General features: G+C 67.7%; 16 protein-coding genes. 11 read left to right on the forward strand and 5 right to left on the reverse strand.

Translation table 11 applies throughout. The features are described 5' to 3' along the window. The first annotated feature begins 204 nt into the window (after window positions 1–204). The 5 genes from ACFO0J_RS07210 to ACFO0J_RS07230 are packed head-to-tail and all read left to right on the forward strand — an operon-like array spanning window position 205 to window position 4,750. On the forward strand, window positions 205–747 hold the full coding sequence (locus ACFO0J_RS07210) for a carboxymuconolactone decarboxylase family protein (RefSeq protein WP_376812392.1): 543 nt from the start codon (window positions 205–207) through the stop codon (window positions 745–747). Window positions 748–761: 14 nt separating this feature from the next. Beyond that, window positions 762–1,862: an acyl-CoA dehydrogenase family protein gene (locus ACFO0J_RS07215; RefSeq protein ID WP_376812393.1), complete on the forward strand. Its 1,101-nt coding sequence runs from the start codon at window positions 762–764 to the stop codon at window positions 1,860–1,862. A gap of 15 nt (window positions 1,863–1,877) precedes the next feature. Further along, window positions 1,878–2,702, forward strand: coding sequence for an ABC transporter ATP-binding protein (locus ACFO0J_RS07220; protein WP_376812394.1), 825 nt, complete (start codon window positions 1,878–1,880; stop codon window positions 2,700–2,702). After that, a complete protein-coding gene (locus ACFO0J_RS07225) occupies window positions 2,699–3,919 on the forward strand; it encodes an ABC transporter substrate-binding protein (protein ID WP_376812395.1) in 1,221 nt (406 codons plus the stop codon). Before ACFO0J_RS07220 ends, ACFO0J_RS07225 begins: the two co-directional genes overlap by 4 nt. A 54-nt stretch (window positions 3,920–3,973) precedes the next feature. Further along, a complete protein-coding gene (locus ACFO0J_RS07230; RefSeq protein WP_376812396.1) occupies window positions 3,974–4,750 on the forward strand; it encodes an ABC transporter permease in 777 nt (258 codons plus the stop codon). 19 nt (window positions 4,751–4,769) lie between these two features. On the opposite strand, the gene ACFO0J_RS07235 is transcribed toward ACFO0J_RS07230, so the two are convergent. The 5 genes from ACFO0J_RS07235 to purN all read right to left on the reverse strand — a co-directional run bounded on the left by ACFO0J_RS07235 (window position 4,770) and on the right by purN (window position 11,264). Then, window positions 4,770–5,339, reverse strand: a complete 570-nt coding sequence (locus tag ACFO0J_RS07235) for a sterol desaturase family protein (RefSeq protein ID WP_376812397.1) — start codon at window positions 5,337–5,339, stop codon at window positions 4,770–4,772. Window positions 5,340–5,402: 63 nt separating this feature from the next. Beyond that, a complete protein-coding gene (locus tag ACFO0J_RS07240) occupies window positions 5,403–7,700 on the reverse strand; it encodes a UvrD-helicase domain-containing protein (RefSeq protein WP_376812398.1) in 2,298 nt (765 codons plus the stop codon). An 8-nt stretch (window positions 7,701–7,708) separates the two neighbouring features. Continuing rightward, window positions 7,709–8,908, reverse strand: coding sequence for a DesA family fatty acid desaturase (locus ACFO0J_RS07245; RefSeq protein ID WP_376812399.1), 1,200 nt, complete (start codon window positions 8,906–8,908; stop codon window positions 7,709–7,711). 108 nt (window positions 8,909–9,016) lie between these two features. Then, window positions 9,017–10,321: an RsmB/NOP family class I SAM-dependent RNA methyltransferase gene (locus tag ACFO0J_RS07250; RefSeq protein WP_376812585.1), complete on the reverse strand. Its 1,305-nt coding sequence runs from the start codon at window positions 10,319–10,321 to the stop codon at window positions 9,017–9,019. Window positions 10,322–10,574: 253 nt separating this feature from the next. Further along, a complete protein-coding gene (purN, locus tag ACFO0J_RS07255; RefSeq protein ID WP_376812400.1) occupies window positions 10,575–11,264 on the reverse strand; it encodes a phosphoribosylglycinamide formyltransferase in 690 nt (229 codons plus the stop codon). An 84-nt stretch (window positions 11,265–11,348) separates the two neighbouring features. Here purN and ACFO0J_RS07260 point away from each other — a divergent pair, with 84 nt between their 5' ends. From ACFO0J_RS07260 to ACFO0J_RS07285, 6 genes are all read left to right on the forward strand, one after another. Then, on the forward strand, window positions 11,349–12,314 hold the full coding sequence (locus tag ACFO0J_RS07260) for a bifunctional riboflavin kinase/FAD synthetase (RefSeq protein WP_376812401.1): 966 nt from the start codon (window positions 11,349–11,351) through the stop codon (window positions 12,312–12,314). Continuing rightward, entirely contained in the window at window positions 12,271–15,129 is a 2,859-nt protein-coding gene (ileS, locus tag ACFO0J_RS07265; protein WP_376812402.1) for an isoleucine--tRNA ligase, read from the forward strand. The genes ACFO0J_RS07260 and ileS overlap by 44 nt, the downstream gene beginning before the upstream one ends. Further along, a complete protein-coding gene (gene lspA / locus ACFO0J_RS07270) occupies window positions 15,122–15,685 on the forward strand; it encodes a signal peptidase II (protein ID WP_376812403.1) in 564 nt (187 codons plus the stop codon). Before ileS ends, lspA begins: the two co-directional genes overlap by 8 nt. 11 nt (window positions 15,686–15,696) lie before the next feature. Beyond that, the gene (gene coaBC, locus ACFO0J_RS07275; protein ID WP_376812404.1) at window positions 15,697–16,890 is read left to right on the forward strand and encodes a bifunctional phosphopantothenoylcysteine decarboxylase/phosphopantothenate--cysteine ligase CoaBC; all 1,194 of its coding nucleotides are present in this window, start codon (window positions 15,697–15,699) and stop codon (window positions 16,888–16,890) included. Between the two features lie 23 nt (window positions 16,891–16,913). Continuing rightward, window positions 16,914–17,381, forward strand: a complete 468-nt coding sequence (gene dut, locus ACFO0J_RS07280) for a dUTP diphosphatase (RefSeq protein ID WP_376812405.1) — start codon at window positions 16,914–16,916, stop codon at window positions 17,379–17,381. Between the two features lie 392 nt (window positions 17,382–17,773). Beyond that, complete coding sequence (locus ACFO0J_RS07285) at window positions 17,774–18,916, forward strand: branched-chain amino acid ABC transporter substrate-binding protein (RefSeq protein WP_376812406.1); 1,143 nt, start codon at window positions 17,774–17,776, stop codon at window positions 18,914–18,916. Window positions 18,917–18,950 lie beyond the last annotated feature (34 nt).

Here is an 18,950-nt window from a genome sequence, read left to right on the forward strand (position 1 = left end):
GTTTCGGGACTGTTCGAAGCCTGTTCCGAAACGGGGCGCGCATCGGCCGAGGTCATGACAGACGCCCGACCACTGAAATTCTTGCTACGCAAGCTTTCATATTCCATAGCTGAATAATTTAATACTCTTATATTCGTTCGGTATGAGGATGGCGATCCTTAGAATGGGCAAGTCTTATAACTTCCCGTTCAGAAGATCTGCGCCATGAGCCGCCTCCCCATCCAATCCGTCGAATCCGCCCCCGCCGAAGCCCAGGACCGCCTGCGCGCCGCCGCTCAGGCCAACGGCTTCCTGCCCAACCTGCTGGGCGTCCTCGCCAATGCCCCCACCGCCCTGGAAACCTACCAGGTCGTCGGCGCCATCAACGGCCGCAACAGCCTCACGCCCACCGAACGCGAAGTCGTCCAGATCACTGCCGCCACCTACAACGGTTGCGGCTTCTGCGTCGCCGGCCACACCAAGCTCGCCTACAAGAAGCTGCAACTGCCCCAGGAACTCGTCGAGGCCCTGCGCGGCACCCAGGCCCTGGCCGATCCCAAACTGAACGCCCTGGCGCAGTTCACCCTGCAGGTCCTGGAACATCGCGGCCAGGTGCCCGACGAGGCCCTGGCCGGCCTGCGCGCGGCAGGCTACAGCGACGCCCAGGCGCTGGACGTGGTGCTGGGCGTCAGCCTGGCCACGCTGTGCAACTACGCCAACAACCTGGCCCGCACCCCCATCAACCCGGAACTGCAGGCCTACGCCTGATCCTGGAGATCCGCATGTCCACCGACCTGCTGCCCGCCGTTCACGGCGATGGCATCGACGCCCTGATCCATGACACGCTGGCGCCCCTGGCGAACGCCGTCGACCAGGGCCAGTATCCGGGCGACTTCATGCGCGCACTGGGCCGCCTGAGCGGCTTCGGCGCCGCCCTGCCCGCCGGATCGGGCGGCCTGGGCCTGGACCTCGCGGCCCAGATCGAGGTCATCGCCCGGGTCGGGCGCGTCTGCGGTTCCACCGCCTTCCTGGCCTGGTGCCAGTCGGCCTGCGCCTGGTATTTCCAGCAGACGGACAACGCCGCTGCGCGCGCACGCTACCTGGCGCCCATCGCCCGGGGAGAAATCCTGGCCGGCACCGGCATGTCCAACTGCGTCAAGCATCTGGCCGGCATCGAACGCATCAATCTGCGGGCGCGGCGCGAAGGTGACGGCTACCGTGTCAACGGCGCCCTGCCCTGGGTCTCGAACCTGGGCGCCGGCCATCTGCTGATTGCCGCCGCAGCCGTGGAAGAAGGCGGCTACATCATGTTCGCCGTGCCGCCGGGTGCGGACGCGCTGACGCTGCGCCCCTGCCCGGCCTTCGCCGGCATGGAAGGCACCGGCACCTACGGCGTGCACCTGAAGAACGCCTGGATTCCTGCGGAAGACGTACTGGCCGAACCCACGGCCTTCGAGGCCTACATCGGCCGCATCAAGCCCGGTTTCCTGCTGATGCAGATCGGCATGGGCCTGGGCCTGACGCAAGCCAGCCTGGAAACCATCCGCACGACCAATCAACGCCTGAGCCACGTCAACGCCTTCCTGGACGACCAGGACGAGACGCTGGAACGCGACCTGCAGGCGCTGCAGTCGGAAACCGTGCGCCTGGCCCGCCTGGGGCTCGACGCGCTGCCGCTGGACATCCTGCGCGCCCGCGCCCGGGCATCCGAACTCAGCCTGCGGGCCACGCAATCCGCCGCGCTGCACGCGGGCGCCGCCGGCTATCTGATGAGTCATCCCGCCCAGCGCCGCCTGCGCGAAGCCCTGTTCGTCGCCATCGTGACGCCGGCCCTGAAGCACCTGCGCAAGGAAATCCACGCGCTCGAGCAACAGGCGGCCTGAATCGTGGGACTTGCCATGGCGCTTCCCGATCCAGCGATCGAATCCGCAACCGCCCCCGGCGTGCTCAGCGCGACGGGCGTGGCCCTGGGCTATGCACGGCCCGGCGCCGGCACCCACTGCATCCTGCAGGACTTTTCCCTGGAGCTGCAAGCCGGCGAAATCGTCGCGCTGCTGGGCCCCAGCGGCGTCGGCAAGTCCTCGCTGCTGCAAGTGCTGGCGGGCCTGCAACGGCCGCTGGCCGGCCAGGTCCGCCTGCACGGCCGGCATCTGGCCGGTCCCGCGCCCGACGTCGGCTTCGTCTTCCAGGACCCCTGCCTGCTGCCCTGGCTGACCCTGGAGGAGAACGTCGCCTTCGGCCTGGATTTCCGCCACCAGCCCCGGTTGAACGATGCGCTGCGCCACCAACGCGTACAGCAGGCCATTGCCGAAGTCGGCCTGACGCACGCCAGGACGCGCTATCCGGATGAGCTGTCGGGCGGCATGGCCCAGCGGACCGCGCTGGCCCGCAGCCTGGCGCGCGCGCCCGAGATCCTGCTGCTGGACGAACCGTTCAGCGCCCTGGACGAAGTCACCCGCAGCGAAATGCAGACGCTGTTGCTGGAAGTCAGCGCGCGCCACCACGCCGCCGCGATCCTGGTGACCCACGACATCGATGAGGCCCTGCTGCTGGCCGACCGCATCCTGCTGCTGGGCGGCCAGCCTGGCCGCCTGATCGGCCAATGGCGGCCCGACCGCGCCCACCCCCGCGACGAGACCGACCCCCACCTGACGGCGCTGCGCGTCGAAATCCTGCAAGCCCTGCGCGCAGCCCGTCCCCCGAAACAGAACCCCGCATCATGACCCTGAAACTCATCGATCCCTGCTGCGGCGCCGCCGCCGGTGCCCTGGCCGGCCGCCGCCAGTTCCTGAAACTGTCCTCGCTGTTCACCATGGCGGGCGCCCTGCCGCTGCTGCAAGCCGGACAGGCCGCACGCGCCGCCGAGACCGACGCGCCGGTGCGCATCGGCTATCTGCCGATCACCGACGCCACGCCGCTGCTGGTCGCCCACCACAACGACCTGTTCAAAAAGCGCGGGCTGCAGGTCGAAAAGCCCCGGCGCTTCCGCAGCTGGTCGCAGATCGTCGAAGCCTTCCTGAGCGGCCAGGTGAACGTGGTCCACCTGCTCATGCCCATGACCATCTGGTCGCGCTACGGCAGCAAGTCCCCCGCCAAGGTGGTCGCCTGGAACCACATGGAAGGCTCCTGCCTGACCGTGCGGCCCGACATCCACAGCCTGGCCGATCTGGGCGGCACCACGGTCGCCATCCCCTTCTGGTATTCGGTGCACAACATCGTCCTGCAGGCCATGCTGCGCGAAGCCGGACTGGAATTCATCAGCGACGGCGAGCCGACCAAACAACAGGTCAAGCTGGTGGTCATGTCGCCCGGCGACATGCTACCCGCCCTGGGGACGAAACGGATTTCCGGCTACATCGTGGCCGAACCGTTCAACGCCAAGGCCGAAGAGCTGGGCGTGGGCAAGGTCTGGCGCTTCACGGGCGACGTCTGGCGCAATCACGCCTGCTGCGTGGTCACGATGCACGAGCGCGACCTGCAGGAGCGCCCCGAATGGTCCCAGAAGGTCGTGGACGCCATCGTCGAGGCCCAGGCCTGGACGCGCGGCCACCGCGAAGAAACCGTGCAGATCCTGGAGCGCGGCAACCCCGCCGACTACACTCCGCACGACCACTCGACCCTGGCGCGCGTGCTGCTGGCCTCGCCCGAGCGCGATGCGGAATACGCCCGCAGCGGCGCCATCCGCCACGCCGACTGGAAAGAGCAGCGCATCGACTTCCAGCCCTACCCCTTCCCCAGCTACACGGAAAAGCTGGTGGAGCTGCTGAAGACCACCTATGTGCTGGGCGAGAACGCTTTCCTGAAGGACCTGGACCCCGCCGAGGTCGCCCGCGATCTGGTGGACGAGCGCTATGTCCGCAAGGCCATCGAAGCCCAGGGCGGCCCGTCTGCCTTTGGCATCGAGGGCTACACGCGCACGGAAACCTTCTCGGTCGCCTGAGCGCCCAGACCCCGCCCAGGCCCTGCCGGACCCGCCGCACGAGAACCCCCGACCATGAAAATGCGCACGTCTCCCTTGACCGCCCCCAGCCGCCTGGCCCTGAGCCTGGGCGGCCTGCTGGTCCTGCTGCTGCTCTGGGCCGCCGGCATCGGCCTGATGGGCGAGGACACCGCCATGGCCGGCCTGTTCTCGCCGCTGAAGGCCCTGCCCAGCCTGGCCCACCTGGTCCTGGACAATCAGTTGACGGTGCACACCCTGGTCAGTCTGCAGCGCGTGGCCGTGGGCCTGTTCTGGGCGCTGGTCTTCGGCATCCCCCTGGGGCTGGCCATCGGCGCTTCGCAAAAGCTGGAACTCGCCACCAGCGGCGCCTTTCAGTTTCTGCGCATGGTCTCGCCCCTGTCCTGGATGCCGGTCGCCGTGATGCTGTTCGGCATCGGCGACGCGCCCATCTACTTTCTGCTCAGCTTCGCCGCCGTCTGGCCCATCATCCTGAACACCAGCGCGGGCGTGCGGCAACTGGACCCGCGCTGGCTGATGCTGGCGCGCAGCCTGAGCGCCACGCGCCGGGAAATCCTCTGGAAGATCGTGATCCCCGGCTCGCTGGGCCACATGCTGACCGGGCTGCGCCTGGCCATCGGCATCGTCTGGATCATCCTGGTGCCCTGCGAAATGCTGGGCGTGAGTTCCGGCCTGGGTTATTTCATCCTGGACACCCGCGACCGCCTGGCCTATTCCGAACTGATGGCCGTGATCGTGCTGATCGGCGCTTTGGGCTTTCTGCTGGACGCGACGGCGCAGCGGCTGCATCGGCGCTGGGGACGGGGGCGCTGATTGCGCCCTGATGATGCGATTACGGTTTGCCCGAGGATTCGCCGGCAGACCCATCCGTCCCGAACACACGATCCCAGAACGGCGTCGTCACACCGTACCAGCCTTCGGCGCCCGGCCGATGATGCCGGGCGTGGTCGCGCTTGCGGGCCTGCATCCAGGAACCCGGCCGCGCCCGCCAGTGGTGGGTGGCGTGATGAACGGTCACGTACAGCAGATAGCCGAGCGTCATGCCCAGGGTGGCTGCCAAGGCGATCCAGGGTCCGGTGACGGCCGACAGGGGCCAGAACACCAATGCAGCAAACGCCGTCATGCTGACAGGCGTGGACGAACCGATCAGGGCGAAGGGGCGCTCGTGGTGCGTTTCGTGCCAGTGCTTGAACGGCGGCAAGCCATGAAGCACGAAGCGGTGCAGCGCATATTCGACCAGGCTCCAGGACAGAAACCCCAGGACTGCCGCCGCAAGCAAGGCCCCGACCGAGCCGTGCGCGTATTCGATCAGCACAGCCATCCCGCCCACGATCACCAGCGGATACAGCACGAAATCCGCAAAATACATGGCCGGACGCTGCTCGAACTTGAAAGCCCCCATGACGAATCCGCAGTCGAATCTCTGGGATCAGTATAGTCCTCGCCCTGGGGATTTCCCTAGTATTTAGTCCAGGACTTCCAGCTTCGCCACGCCCAAGGCCAGGGTCTTGGTGCCGGCATCGCGGAACTCGATCCGCGCCTGGGCCTCGGCGCCGCTGCCGCTCAAGGCCACCACGGTGCCTTCGCCGAAGCGCCCATGGCGCACCCCGGTGCCGATCCGGAAGGACTGTTCGCCCACGGTGACGCCGGCCGCCTGGGTGCGGGGCGAACGCGGCGCGAAACTGCTGCTCTCATCGCGCAAACCGCCCAGGCCGCGCCGGAAGGCGCCGCTCCAGGGCGCTGGATCAACGGCGGGACGCTGGCGCGGCGTGATCCATTTCAGATGCTCTTCCGGAATCTCGTCCAGGAAGCGCGAACGCAGGCCGTAGCGCGTCTGGCCATGCAGCATGCGGCTTTGCGCCAGGGTCAGCGTCAGGCGCTCGCGCGCCCGCGTGATGGCCACGTACATCAGGCGGCGTTCTTCTTCCAGGCCGCCCGGGTCCAGCAGGCTGTTCTCGTGGGGGAACAGGCCTTCTTCCAGCCCGGTGATGAACACGGCGTCGAACTCCAGGCCCTTGGCCGCATGCACGGTCATGAGCTGCACGGCGTCCTCGCCGGCCTGCGCCTGGTTGTCGCCGGCCTCCAGCGAGGCGTGACTCAGGAAGGCGCCCAAGGGCGACATGACGACGGGTGGCGGCTCCACGCCGTCGCCAAACGTCAGATCGGGATCCGAGGCCGGCGAAGGTGCGATGGCTGCACCCTCGGGGATGCGGCCGGCGGCCAATCCCTGGAAGCCTTCCTCGGCCACGAAGGCGGCCGCCGCGTTGACCAGTTCCTGCAGGTTTTCCAGGCGGTCCTGGCCTTCGCGGTCGGCCCGGTAATGGGCCTCGAGGCCGCTGTGGTGCACCACGTGGCCGATCAGTTCAGGCAGGTCCAGCGTGCGGGCCTCCTCGGCCAGTTCGCGGATCAGGGTGGCGAAACGGGCCAGGCTGGCGCCCGCCTTGCCGGGCACGAAGGCGACCGCCCCGGCCAGACTGGTGCCCTGTTGCGCCGCCATGTCGGCCTGCTGTTCCAACGTGCGCGCGCCGATCCCGCGCGTGGGAAAGTTCACCACCCGCATCCAGGAGGTGTCGTCGTTGGGATTGTCGATCAGGCGCAGATAGGCCAGGACGTGCTTGACCTCCTGGCGCTCGAAGAAGCGCTGGCCGCCATAGACCCGGTACGGCACCCGGGCGGAAAACAGGGCGTGCTCGATCGGGCGCGACTGGGCGTTGCTGCGGTACAGGATGGCGATTTCGTGGGCCGGACGGCCTTCGCGGATCTGGGCGCGGATCTCGTCCACCAGCCACTGCGCCTCCAGCGCGTCGGAGGCCTGCTCGACCACGCGCAGAGGCTCGCCCTCGCCCGCGTCGGTCCACAGATTCTTGCCCAGGCGGCGGGTGTTGTGCGTGATCAGGGCGTTGGCCGAGTCCAGAATATGGCCGTGCGAGCGGTAGTTCTGTTCCAGACGGATGACACGCCCGTGGGCATGGCGCTGTTCAAAGTCGGCCATATTGCCCACGTTGGCGCCGCGAAAGGCGTAGATGGACTGGTCATCGTCCCCCACCGCAAACACCGGCGTATGCGTGCCCGCCAACAGCATCAGCCAGCGGTATTGCAGGACGTTGGTGTCCTGGAATTCGTCGACCAGGATCTGCTGGAAACGGCGCTGATAGTGTTCGCGGATCGGCGCCTCACGCTGCAGCAGCTCGTAGGCGCGCAGCAGCAGTTCGCCGAAATCGACCACGCCCTCGCGTTCGCATTGGTCCTGGTAGCGCTGGTACAGATCCGCCAGCCGCCGGGCGTGCGGATCGCGCGCGTCCAGGTCATGGGGCCGCAGGCCGTCTTCCTTGGCGCTGCCGATCATGCGCTGCACGTCGCGCGGCGGAAAGCGTTCATCGTCGATGCCGGCGGCCTTCAGCATGCGCTTGATGGCCGAGAGCTGGTCGGCGCTGTCCAGGATCTGAAAGGCCTGCGGCAGCCCGGCCTCGCGGTAATGCGCGCGCAACAGGCGGTTGCACAGACCGTGAAACGTTCCGACCCACATGCCCCGGGTATTGATGGGCAGCAGCGCCGACAGCCGCGTCAGCATTTCGCGCGCGGCCTTGTTGGTGAAAGTGACGGCCAGCAGGCCGTGGGGGCCGACCTGCCCGGTCTGGATCAACCAGGCCATGCGGGTGGTCAGGACGCGGGTCTTGCCGCTGCCCGCACCGGCCAGTACCAGTGCGTGTTCAGCCGGCAAAGTGACGGCCGCCCGCTGTTCCGGGTTCAGGCCTTCCAACATCCCATCCATCATGCTGCGTAACGTCCCAGGCGCAAAGCGAATTCCTCGAGTCCTTCGATGCCGCTGGCCTGAGCGCGCCGGCACCAGGCGCGCAGGTCAGCCAGCAATTGTTCGCTGCTGGCGCTGGAGGATTCCCACAAGGCCGTCAGTTCGCGGCGCATCTGCACCAGCGTCGAGAGCGCGGGCGCCAGCGACAGCGCGTGATCCACCTGGGCCTGTTCCTGGGGCGCCAGTGCGGCGGCATCGCGCACCAGCCATTTGCGGCAGCGCCGCAGCAACAGGCGTTCACCGCGCCGCTGGCGCAGTTTCAAGGCCTTGAGTTCGTGCCCCACGGCGGTCTTGATCACCCCGGAATAGCGGGCCAGGACTTCGTAGCGGTGGGCGATGATGCCCTGGAGCTGATCCGGCCCCAGCGTGTCGGCAGCGGCCGGCGCGCGCAGGCGCAGGCGGGGCGCGACCCGACGCACCTTGGCCAGGCCCAGGGTCTGCAGGACGCGGATATAGGCCCAACCCAGATCGAATTCGTACCAGCGTGACGAAAATTTCGCCGAGGTTCCATAGGCGTGATGATTGTTGTGCAGTTCTTCCCCGCCGATCAGCAGGCCCCAGGGCACGACATTGGTGCTGTCGTCCGGGCAGGCAAAATTGCGGTAGCCCCAGGCGTGGCCCAGGCCGTTGACCACCCCGGCGGCCCAGAACGGAATCCAGGCCATCTGCACCGCCCAGACGGTCAGGCCGATGACGCCGAACAGGGCCAGATCCACGATCAGCATCAGGCTGATGCCCAGCAGATTGCGGCTGTACAGCTTGCGTTCGATCCAGTCGTCGGGCGCGCCATGGCCGTAGCGCGCCAGGGTTTCGGCGTTGCGCGCCTCGTCACGGTAAAGCTCAGCGCCCCGGAAGAAAACCTGGGCCAGGCCGAACACGGCGGGCGAATGCGGATCGCCGTCCCGCTCGCATTTGGCGTGGTGCTTGCGATGGATGGCGACCCATTCGCGGGTCACCATGCCGGTGGTCAGCCACAACCAGAAGCGGAAGAAATGCGCCACGACGGGATGCAGGTCCACCCCCCGGTGGGCCTGACTGCGGTGCAGGTACAGGGTCACCGCCGCGATGGTGATGTGGGTCAGCGCCAGGGTCACGCCGACCAGGGCCCAGGGGCCCAGATCCAGCATGCCGCCCTGCAAAAAGGAAAGCCAGGTATTCATCGTGTCCGGGCCGGGCCCGCGCAATACTGAAGATATTCTCAGTGTAGCCCACGCGGTTTGCCCGCGTCAGGGGGACAACCCCGACACGGACGCACCGCCGGGCGACGCTCAGGCGGGATCGCCGGTCTCGGCCGGGGTATCGGCGTCCTGATCCGCCTGTTCCGCAGCCTTGTCCGTCGCCGGCCGCTCGGCCTTGGCGCGCTGCATCACGGCGGCGAAGAAGCCGTCGGTGCCGTGCACGTCGGGCCGCAGCTTCAGGAACGGTCCCTCCAGGGCCAATTCAATGTTCCGGTCGGCCAGCACGGTGCTGGCGTCCAGCAGGGAAAATTCCGGATGCCCGGCCAGAAAGGCTTCGACCTGCCGCTCGTTTTCCTCGGGCAGGACGCTGCAACTGGCGTACACCAGCCGCCCGCCCGGCATCACGCAGGCGGCGGCGTCGCGCAGGATCGCCGCCTGGGTCTCGCGCAACTGCTCCAGCGACTCGGGGTGTTGGCGCCATTTCAGGTCGGGATTGCGGCGCAGCGTGCCCAGGCCGCTGCAAGGCGCGTCCACCAGCACACGATGCGCCTTGCCGCGCAAGCGCTTGACGCGCTGGTCGTTGCGCTCGGCAATGGCCACCGGCACGATGTTGGACAGGCCGCTGCGGGCAAATCGCGGCTTGGCCCGGGCCAGGCGGGCGGCCGACACGTCAAAAGCGTACAGCCGGCCCGTGGAACGCATCAGCGCGCCCAGCAGCAGGGTCTTGCCCCCCGCCCCGGCGCAGTAGTCGATGACCATCTCGCCGCGCTTGGGCCCGACCAGTGCCGCCAGCAACTGGCTGCCCTCGTCCTGGACTTCGATCTCGCCGCGCTCAAAGGCCTTCCAGCGGTTGACCGGCGGGCGTCCCTGGATGCGGATGCCCCAGGGGGAATACGGCGTCGGCTGCGCCGCCCAGCGGGCCTCGGGGCCGGCCGCCCAGGCGGCCAGCATGGCCTCGCGCTCGGCCTTGAGCGGATTGACCCGCAGATCCAGGGGCGCGGGCGCATTCAAGGCCTGCAACAGGGATTCGGCGTCCGGCAGGTCCGCCAGGCGCTCGTCCAGCCAATCCGGCACGCTGTGGCGCACCGCCCGGGGCAAACCGGCGGCGGACAGGGACAGGACGTGATCCAGCCAGGCGCGCTCGGGCTCGTCCAGCCCGGTGTCCAGGGTCTCGCGCGGCCAGACCGACGCCAGGCCCAGCACCGCCAGGCGCCGTGTGCCCGAGCCCGCGCCGATCTCGGCAAACTGGCGATAGCGCCGCAGATGGCGCAGCACGTCGAACACGGCTTCGGCGATTTCGCCCCGGTCGCGCAGCCCGGCATTGGTATGGGCGCGGAACCAGTGCGACAACACGGCGTCGGCCGGGTACTTCCATTGCAGGACTTCGCCCAGCACCTGGCGCACCTGCTCGATGCGCGCCGCCGCCATGACGTAGGGCCGCGCGGGCTGGCCGGCCTGCCTGCCGCCGCGTCCGCCGTCCCGGCCCTCCCGGCCTCGGGGCGCCTGCTCGTCCCGCCGGCTCTGCGGTCCGCGCGCGGGCGAGTCGCCGCGCCCGGCGCGGGGGCGGTCCGCCGGTTCGGCACGGCGGCCCCGGTCGGCACTGTCGGCCGCGCGTCCGCGCGGTTGGGAACGGGACCCGTCCCGTGTGTCATTCCTGCTCATGATGATCCTTGTGGAAAAGCGTCGTGCCGGCCCAGGCGCGGTGCGGGATGTCCGCAACCGCGACCCGGCCGTCGGCTCCCAGCCGCACGCGGCGCTGCGCCAACCAGCGCAAGGTCTGGGTGTAGACCTGATGCTCGACCGGCAGCAGCCGCGCCGCCAGGGTGTCGGGCGTGTCGTCGGCCTGCACCGGAATGGCGCCCTGGGCGATGATCGGTCCATGATCCAGCACCGGCGTGACGAAATGGACGGTGCAGCCGTGCCATTGCACGCCCTGGGCCAGGGCCTGTTGGTGGGTATGCAGGCCGGGAAAGGCCGGCAGCAGCGAAGGGTGGATATTGACGATGCGGCCGTCGAAATGGCGCACGAAATCGGCGCCCAGCACCCGCATGAAGCCGGCCAGCAGAATGTAGTCGGGCGCCAGCGCATCCAACCGCGCCTGCAAGGCGGCGTCAAAAGCCTCGCGGCTGGCGAAATCGCGGTGCGCCAAGGCCTCGGCGGGCAGGCCGCGCGCGCGCGCCCAGTCCAGCCCCGCCGCATCGGCGCGATTGGACAGCACGGTGCAAATCTCGACGGGCAGGCCTTCGGCGGCCACAGTCTCGGCCAACGCCTGCATGTTCGAGCCACGGCCCGAAATCAGGATGGCCACCCGGATCGGCCGGTCGGGGGAATGCGGCATGCGCAGGGTCTCCAACGTATTAAAAGCACATCGTCCGCCCAGCGAACGCTTTGGGCATAAACGTAAAATTGTAAACTCTCGCCTGTGAATACCGAACTTCGCCTCTACCGCCACCTGCCCCGGCACGATTCCACGGCCCCCAGCGCCGTGACCATCGGCAATTTCGATGGCGTGCACCGGGGCCATCAGGCCATTCTCGCCCAGGTCCGGGAACAGGCCGACGCGCTCGGGCTCGTGCCCACCGTGATGACCTTCGCGCCCCACCCTCGCGCCTTCTTCGCCCACAAGGGGCAGCGCCCGGAACTGGTGCCCACGCAGATCAGCAGCCTGCGCGACAAGGCCGCCCGGCTGGCCGAACACGGCATGCGGCAGATCGTGATCCAGCGCTTCGACCAGCACCTGGCCGACATGGACGCCGGGGACTTCATCCGCCGCTTGCTGGTCCGGGGCCTGAACACCCGCTGGCTGCTGGTCGGCGAAGACTTCCGCTACGGCCACAAGCGCAGCGGCGACATCGACCTGCTGCGCCGCATGGGGCGCGAACACGGCTACCAGGTGCAGACCCTGGCCGACGTCGCCGATGACCAGGGCCAGCGCATTTCCAGTTCCGCGCTGCGCACCGTCCTGGCGGTGGGCAATCTGGCACGCAGCAGCGAACTGCTGGGCGCGCCCTACTGCATCGGCGGGCACGTCATCCACGGCCGCAAGCTGGGCCGCGACCTGGGGTTTCCGACCCTGAACCTGCGCGTGCCCGACCCCTGTGCGGCCCGCTCCGGCATCTATGTGGTGCGCGTGCACGGGCTGGACGCGCAGCCGCTGCCGGGCGTCGCCAGTCTGGGCGTGCGCCCCACGGTCACCCGCGACGGCGCGCTGTTGCTGGAGACGCACATCCTCGATCGGCGGGTGGACGCCTACGGTAAACTGGTGTGCGTCGAATTCCTCGAATTCCTGCGCGACGAGGAATCCTTTCCCGACCTGACCACCCTGACCGCCGCCATCCGCCAGGATGCGCAAGGCGCTCGTGACTATTTTGCCTCCCATGGACTATAGAGACACCCTGAACCTGCCCGAATCCCCCTTCCCCATGCGCGGCGACCTGCCCAAGCGCGAGCCGGGCTGGATCAAGGAATGGGAGGAAAAAGGCATCTACAAGCGGCTGCGCGACGCCCGCGAAGGCGCGCCGCTGTTCATCCTGCATGACGGCCCGCCTTATGCCAACGGCAAGATCCACATCGGTCACGCGGTCAACAAGATCCTCAAGGACATGATCGTCAAGAGCCGCCAGCTCGAAGGCTTCGACGCGCTGTACGTGCCGGGCTGGGACTGCCACGGCCTGCCGATCGAAAACGCCATCGAGAAGCTGCACGGCCGCAACCTGCCGCGCGACGAGATGCAGGCCAGGAGCCGCGCCTTCGCCACCGAGCAGATCGCGCAGCAAATGGTGGACTTCAAGCGCCTGGGCGTGCTGGGCGACTGGGATCACCCTTACAAGACCATGAACCACGCCAACGAAGCGCTGGAGCTGCGCGCCTTGAAAAAGGTGATGCAACGCGGCTTCGTCTATCGCGGCCTCAAGCCCGTGTACTGGTGCTTCGACTGCGCTTCATCGCTGGCCGAATTCGAAATCGAATACGCCGACAAGAAAAGCCAGACGCTGGACGTGATGTTCCCTGCCGCCGAGCCTGCCAGGCTGGCGGCCGCCTTCGGCCTGGATGCGCTCGACAAGCAGGCCTTCATCGTCATCTGGACGACCACGGCCTGGACCATTCCCGCCAATCAGGCGCTCAACGTCAACCCGGCCCTCGAATACAGCCTGGTCGACACCGAGCGCGGCCTGCTCATCGTCGCCTCGGCGCTGGTCGAGAAGTGCCTCGAACGCTGGAAACTGCAAGGCCGCGTCATCGCCACGGCCCTGGGTGAAAAGCTGGATCACATGCCCTTCAAGCATCCGCTGGCGCACGTGCACCCGGGCTATGACCGCATCTCGCCCGTGTATCTGGCTGACTACGCCACGGCCGAGGACGGCACGGGGATCGTGCACTCGTCGCCCGCCTACGGTCTGGACGACTTCAATTCCTGCCTGGCCAACGGCCTGGCGTACGAAGACATCCTCAACCCCGTGCAAGGCCAGGGCGTCTACGCGGACGATCTGCCCTTGTTCGGCGGCCAGCACATCTGGAAGGCGGTGCCCGCCATTCTCGACGCCCTGAAGGACGCCGACCGTCTGGTGGACACCACCACCCTCAGCCACAGCTACCCGCACTGCTGGCGCCACAAGACGCCGGTGATCTACCGCGCCGCCGCGCAGTGGTTCGTCCGCATGGACGAGGGCGAAGGCGTGTTCACCGACCCGGCCCAGAAACCCGCCAAGACGCTGCGCCAGATCGCGCTCGAAGCCATCGAGCAGACCCACTTCTACCCCGAAAACGGCAAGATCCGCCTGCGCGACATGATCGCGGGACGGCCCGACTGGTGCATCTCGCGCCAGCGCAGCTGGGGCGTGCCCATCCCGTTCTTCCTGCACGTGGATACGGGCGAACTGCACCCGCGCACGATGGAAATCCTCGACCAGGCGGCCGACATGGTCGAACAAGGCGGCGTTGAAGCCTGGAGCCGCGTCACGGCCGAGGACATCCTGGGCGCCGAAGACGCCAGGCACTACACCAAGAGCACCGACATCCTGGAGGTCTGGTTCGACTCCGGCTCGACCTTCTGGCACGTGATGCGCGGCTCGCATCCGGCCATGCACCACGACAACGGCCCCGAGGCCGATCTGTACCTCGAAGGCCACGACCAGCATCGCGGCTGGTTCCACAGCTCGCTGCTGCTGGCCTCGGCCATCTTCGGCCGCGCGCCCTATCGCGGGCTGCTGACCCACGGCTTCACCGTGGACGGCCAGGGCAAGAAGATGAGCAAGTCGCTCGGCAATACCGTGGCGCCGCAAGAAGTCAGCGGCAAGATGGGCGCCGAGATCATCCGCTTGTGGGTGGCCTCGACCGACTATTCGGGCGACCTGGGCATCGACGACAAGATCCTGGCGCGCGTGGTGGACGGCTACCGCCGCATCCGCAACACGCTGCGCTTCCTGCTGGCCAACACCAGCGATTTCGACGCGGCGACGGACGCCGTGGCCTACGAGGATCTGCTGGAGATCGACCGCTACGCCCTGGCGCGCGCGGCCCAGTTGCAACAGGACATCCTCGGCCACTATCAGGTCTATGAATTCCACCCCGTAGCCGCCAAGCTGCAGTTGTTCTGCTCCGAGGATCTGGGCGGCTTCTACCTGGACGTGCTCAAGGACCGCCTCTACACCACGGCCCCCAAGAGCCTGGCGCGCCGCAGCGCCCAGACCGCGCTGCACCAGATCACCCATGCGCTGCTGCGCTGGATGGCCCCGTTCCTGTCGTTCACGGCCGAAGAGGCCTGGAAGCTGATCGGCAGCAGCGACAGCATCTTCCTGGAAACTTTCACCACCCTGCCCGAGGGTGACGAGGCCTTGCTGGCCAAATGGACGCGCATCCGCGAGATCCGCGACCAGGTCAACAAGGACATCGAGACCGTGCGTGCCGAAGGCAAGATCGGCGCCTCGCTGCAGGCCGAAGTGACCGTGGCGGCCCAGCCCGAAGACCTGGCCCTGCTGCAGTCGCTGGGTGACGACCTGAAGTTCGTCTTCATCACCTCGGCGGCCCAGGCCGTGGCGGGCGACGGCGATCTGCACACCACGGTGCAGGCCACGGCGCACGACAAGTGCGGCCGCTGCTGGCACCACCGCGCCGACGTCGGCCGGGACCCGGCGCATCCGGAACTGTGCGGCCGCTGCGTGGACAACCTGTACGGCGATGGCGAAGCCCGCGCCCATGCCTGATCCGGTGCCGGACCAGAAGACCCGCCGGCCGGACGCAGGCCCGGCGGACACGCAGGCCGTGCCGCACGCGTCCCGCGTGCGGCCGATGGCGACCTGGCTGGCCTGGGCGCTGATCCTGGTGCTGCTGGACCAGGTGACCAAGATCTGGGTGTCGGGCGCGCTGGGCTATGCGCAGCGCATCCCCGTGCTGCCCGTCTTTGACCTGACCCTGCTGTACAACACCGGCGCGGCCTTCAGTTTCCTGGCCGATGGCGGCGGCGCCCAGCGCTGGCTGTTCACCGGCATCGCCGCGGCGGCGGCCGTCCTGATCCTGCGCTGGCTCTACACCCACACCACGGATCGCCTGCTGTGCGCAGCCCTGGCCAGCATTCTGGGCGGCGCCCTGGGCAACGCCATCGACCGCCTGCAGCACGGCCACGTCGTGGACTTCCTGCTGTTCTACTGGCGTGACTGGTATTTCCCGGCCTTCAACCTGGCCGACGTGGCCATCACCTGCGGGGCCGTGCTCTTGATCCTGGACGAAATCCTGCGCGCCCGCCGCGCGCGCTCATCCTGAAGGAGGCCCCCATGGACCTGTCGGGCAAACGCATCATCCTGGGGCTGACAGGCGGCATCGCCTGCTACAAATCGGCCGAACTGCTGCGCCGCATGCAAGACCAGGGCGCCACGATCGATGTGGTGATGACCGAGGCCGCCACCCGCTTCATCACGCCGGCCACCATGCAGGCCCTGTCCGGCCGCCCCGTCTGGGTGGACGCCTGGGACGAGCGCATGGACAACCGCATGGCGCACATCAATCTGACGCGCGGCGCCGACGCGGTGCTGGTGGCGCCGGCCAGCACCGATTTCCTGGCCCGCACCGCCCACGGCCTGGCCGACGACCTGCTGACCACGCTGTGCGTGGCGCGCGGCGCCGTGCCGCTGCTGGTCGCCCCCGCCATGAACCACGAAATGTGGACACACCCGGCCACTCAGCGCAACGCCGCGCAGTTGCGCGCCGACGGCGTGACGCTGATCGGCCCGGACGCGGGTCCGCAGGCCTGCGGCGAGACCGGTTCGGGCCGCATGATGGAACCCGATCAGATCCTGCGCTCCCTGATCGCTTTCTTCCAGCCCAAATCGCTGGCGGGCCGCCGCGTGCTGCTCACCGCCGGTCCCACCAGCGAAACCATCGACCCGGTGCGCGTGCTGACGAACCGCTCGTCCGGCCGCATGGGCTATGCCCTGGCCCGGGCAGCGGCCGAGGCCGGCGCCGACGTCACCCTGGTGTCCGGCCCCGTCGCGCTGCCCTGCCCGGACGGCGTCGAGCGCATCGCCGTGCGCAGCGCCGCCGACATGCATGCCGCCGTGATGGCGCGCGCCGGCGAGGCCGACCTGTTCATCGCCGTGGCGGCCGTGGCCGACTGGGGCATCGCCAACCCCTCGGCCCTCAAACTCAAAAAACAGCCCGGCGGCCGGCCGCCGCAATTGGACTTCGTCCAGAACCCCGACATCCTGGCCGAAGTCGCCGCGCTCCCCGACGGCCCCTGGTGCGTGGGTTTCGCCGCCGAGACCGACCACCTGGCCGAACACGCCCAGGCCAAGCGCGCGCGCAAGGGCATCCCCGCCATCGTCGGCAATCTGGCCCAGGACGCCATGGACGCCGAAGACACCGAACTGGTGATCTTCGATGACGCAGGGGCCCACCCCCTGGCCCGGCAGCCCAAGCTGCAGGCCGCGCGCCAGTTGATCACCTGGATTGCCGGACGCCTGCCCGGCTGAACCCCTGAACGGAAAACCTCGCCATGCAACGACGCCTCATCCAGGCCCGCATCGTCAACCCCCTGCTGGGCACCGACACGCTGCCCCTGCCCGACTACGCCACCGGCGGCTCCGCCGCGCTGGATCTGCGCGCCTGCCTGGAAGCGCCCCAGACCCTGGCTCCCGGCGCGCGCCTGCCCGTGCCGACCGGCCTGGCCTTGAACATGATGGACCCCGGCCTGGTGGCCATCGTGGCCTCGCGCTCGGGCCTGTCGTTGAAACACGGCATCCGCGTCGCCCAGGGCATCGGCGTCATCGATGCCGACTACCACGGTGAAATCAAGGTCCTGCTGACCAACGACAGCGACGTCCCCTACGACATCCAGCCCGGCGAGCGCATCGCGCAACTGCTGTTCCAGCCGGTCGTGCAGGTCGGCCTGCACGTGGTCGAGACCTTCGACACGGTCACCGAGCGCGGTGAAGGCGGCTTCGGCAGCACCGGCCGGCATTGAGCAGGGTTTATCCCAGTTTTTATAAAAATATTATAAATATATTATTAACCCGGTCCAGAATGACCGAATGAAACTGCATGAATCAAGGATTCCGGAAGGATTCCAAGGAGATTCATCTAAGCGATTTCCCTGGTTGCACTCGCAGATTTCAGGTAGTTATACTTCGCCCATCTTTTGGGTTGTTCCTTTTGCGGCATGCAAAGGTTCTACCTGATCGACAGGGTTAACCAAACTCCTCGCACGGTCCTGCCGTCCTTACGGCGGCATGGCCCGAGAGGCCCCGGCCCTCTTTCCTCCGAGACAAGGGAATCCCCCGGAAAGAGGCCGATTGCATCGCACGCGCTCTACCGAACCACCACGCGATTGGATCCGTCACAAAGGAGAATCCAGACATGAGCAGCCTGACCAAACTTTCCACCCTCACCGCAGCGATCCTGATGGCGACCGGCGCCGGGACGGCAATGGCCGCCGACGGTCCGATCAAGATCGGTGTGCAGGCCCCCATCACCGGCGAATACGCCGCCGAGGGCCAGGGCATCGAAAACGGCGTGCAACTGCTGGTCAAGCAGCAGAACGCCGCCGGCGGCCTGCTGGGCCGCCAGATCCAGGTCATCGTGTGCGACGACGAAGGCAAAGCTTCGCAAGCCGCCATTTGCGGCCGCAAGCTGGTGAACGACGGCGTGACCGCGGTGATCGGCACCTACACCAGCGGCGCCGCCCTGGCCGCCGCCCCGATCTATTCCGCTGCCAACGTCATCCAGACCTCCGACGGCACCAGCGACGAACTGACCCAGCGCGGCTGGAAGACCTTCTTCCGCAACGCGCCGCCCAACAGCGACGAAGCCGAATTCGTCGCCAACTACTTCGTCAAGGTCAAGCAGTACCAGCGCATCGCCGTGCTGAGCGACCACTCCAGCTACGCCACCGGCCTGGCCAAGGCCACGACCGAAGCGATCAAGAAAGCGGGCGGCAACCTCGTGGGCGAGGACTTCATCAACGCCGGCACCCAGGACTACAGCGCCGTGCTGACCAAACTGAAGGCCAAGAACCCCGACGTCCTGTTCTTCTCCGGCTACTACACCGACGGCGGCCTGATCCGCGCCCAGATGAAGCAACTGGGCATGGAAACCGTATTCGTGGGCGGCGACGCCAACCAGAACGAGAACTTCGCCAAGATCGCCGGCAATGCCGCCGCGGGCGCTGTGATCGTCAACGTGCCGGCGCCGGAAAACCTTCCCTATCCGGAAGCCAAGCAATTCCTGACCGACTACACCAAGGCCTTCGGCGCACCGCCCCCCAGCATCTACACCTTCACCAACGCGGACGGCCTGCGCGCGGTCTTCGCCGCCATCGAAGCCACCAAGAGCACGGACACCGCCAAGCTCATTCCCTGGCTGCACGACATGAAGCAGCCCTTCAACGGCTTGACCGGCCCCTTCACCTGGGATGACAAGGGCGAACGCATCGGCAGCCCGATGTCGGCCTTCGAAGTCCAGGCCAACGGCGGCTACAAGACGCTCTACCCGACGAACTAAATCCGTCGTCTGACGGCGCCCGCTCCCCTTCGGG

Source organism: Castellaniella hirudinis (genome assembly GCF_042651965.1).
Lineage (GTDB): Bacteria > Pseudomonadota > Gammaproteobacteria > Burkholderiales > Burkholderiaceae_B > Castellaniella > Castellaniella hirudinis.

Excerpts from the sequence above, each read along its gene's own strand:
- ACFO0J_RS07210 (WP_376812392.1), top strand. The coding sequence starts at position 205 with ATGAGCCGCCTCCCCATCCAATCCGTCGAATCCGCCCCCGCCGAAGCC.
- ACFO0J_RS07215 (WP_376812393.1), top strand. The coding sequence starts at position 762 with ATGTCCACCGACCTGCTGCCCGCCGTTCACGGCGATGGCATCGACGCC.
- ACFO0J_RS07220 (WP_376812394.1), top strand. The coding sequence starts at position 1,878 with ATGGCGCTTCCCGATCCAGCGATCGAATCCGCAACCGCCCCCGGCGTG.
- ACFO0J_RS07225 (WP_376812395.1), top strand. The coding sequence starts at position 2,699 with ATGACCCTGAAACTCATCGATCCCTGCTGCGGCGCCGCCGCCGGTGCC.
- ACFO0J_RS07230 (WP_376812396.1), top strand. The coding sequence starts at position 3,974 with ATGAAAATGCGCACGTCTCCCTTGACCGCCCCCAGCCGCCTGGCCCTG.
- ACFO0J_RS07235 (WP_376812397.1), bottom strand. The coding sequence starts at position 5,339 with ATGGGGGCTTTCAAGTTCGAGCAGCGTCCGGCCATGTATTTTGCGGAT.
- ACFO0J_RS07240 (WP_376812398.1), bottom strand. The coding sequence starts at position 7,700 with ATGTTGGAAGGCCTGAACCCGGAACAGCGGGCGGCCGTCACTTTGCCG.
- ACFO0J_RS07245 (WP_376812399.1), bottom strand. The coding sequence starts at position 8,908 with ATGAATACCTGGCTTTCCTTTTTGCAGGGCGGCATGCTGGATCTGGGC.
- purN (WP_376812400.1), bottom strand. The coding sequence starts at position 11,264 with ATGCCGCATTCCCCCGACCGGCCGATCCGGGTGGCCATCCTGATTTCG.
- ileS (WP_376812402.1), top strand. The coding sequence starts at position 12,271 with ATGCGCAAGGCGCTCGTGACTATTTTGCCTCCCATGGACTATAGAGAC.
- lspA (WP_376812403.1), top strand. The coding sequence starts at position 15,122 with ATGCCTGATCCGGTGCCGGACCAGAAGACCCGCCGGCCGGACGCAGGC.
- coaBC (WP_376812404.1), top strand. The coding sequence starts at position 15,697 with ATGGACCTGTCGGGCAAACGCATCATCCTGGGGCTGACAGGCGGCATC.
- dut (WP_376812405.1), top strand. The coding sequence starts at position 16,914 with ATGCAACGACGCCTCATCCAGGCCCGCATCGTCAACCCCCTGCTGGGC.
- ACFO0J_RS07285 (WP_376812406.1), top strand. The coding sequence starts at position 17,774 with ATGAGCAGCCTGACCAAACTTTCCACCCTCACCGCAGCGATCCTGATG.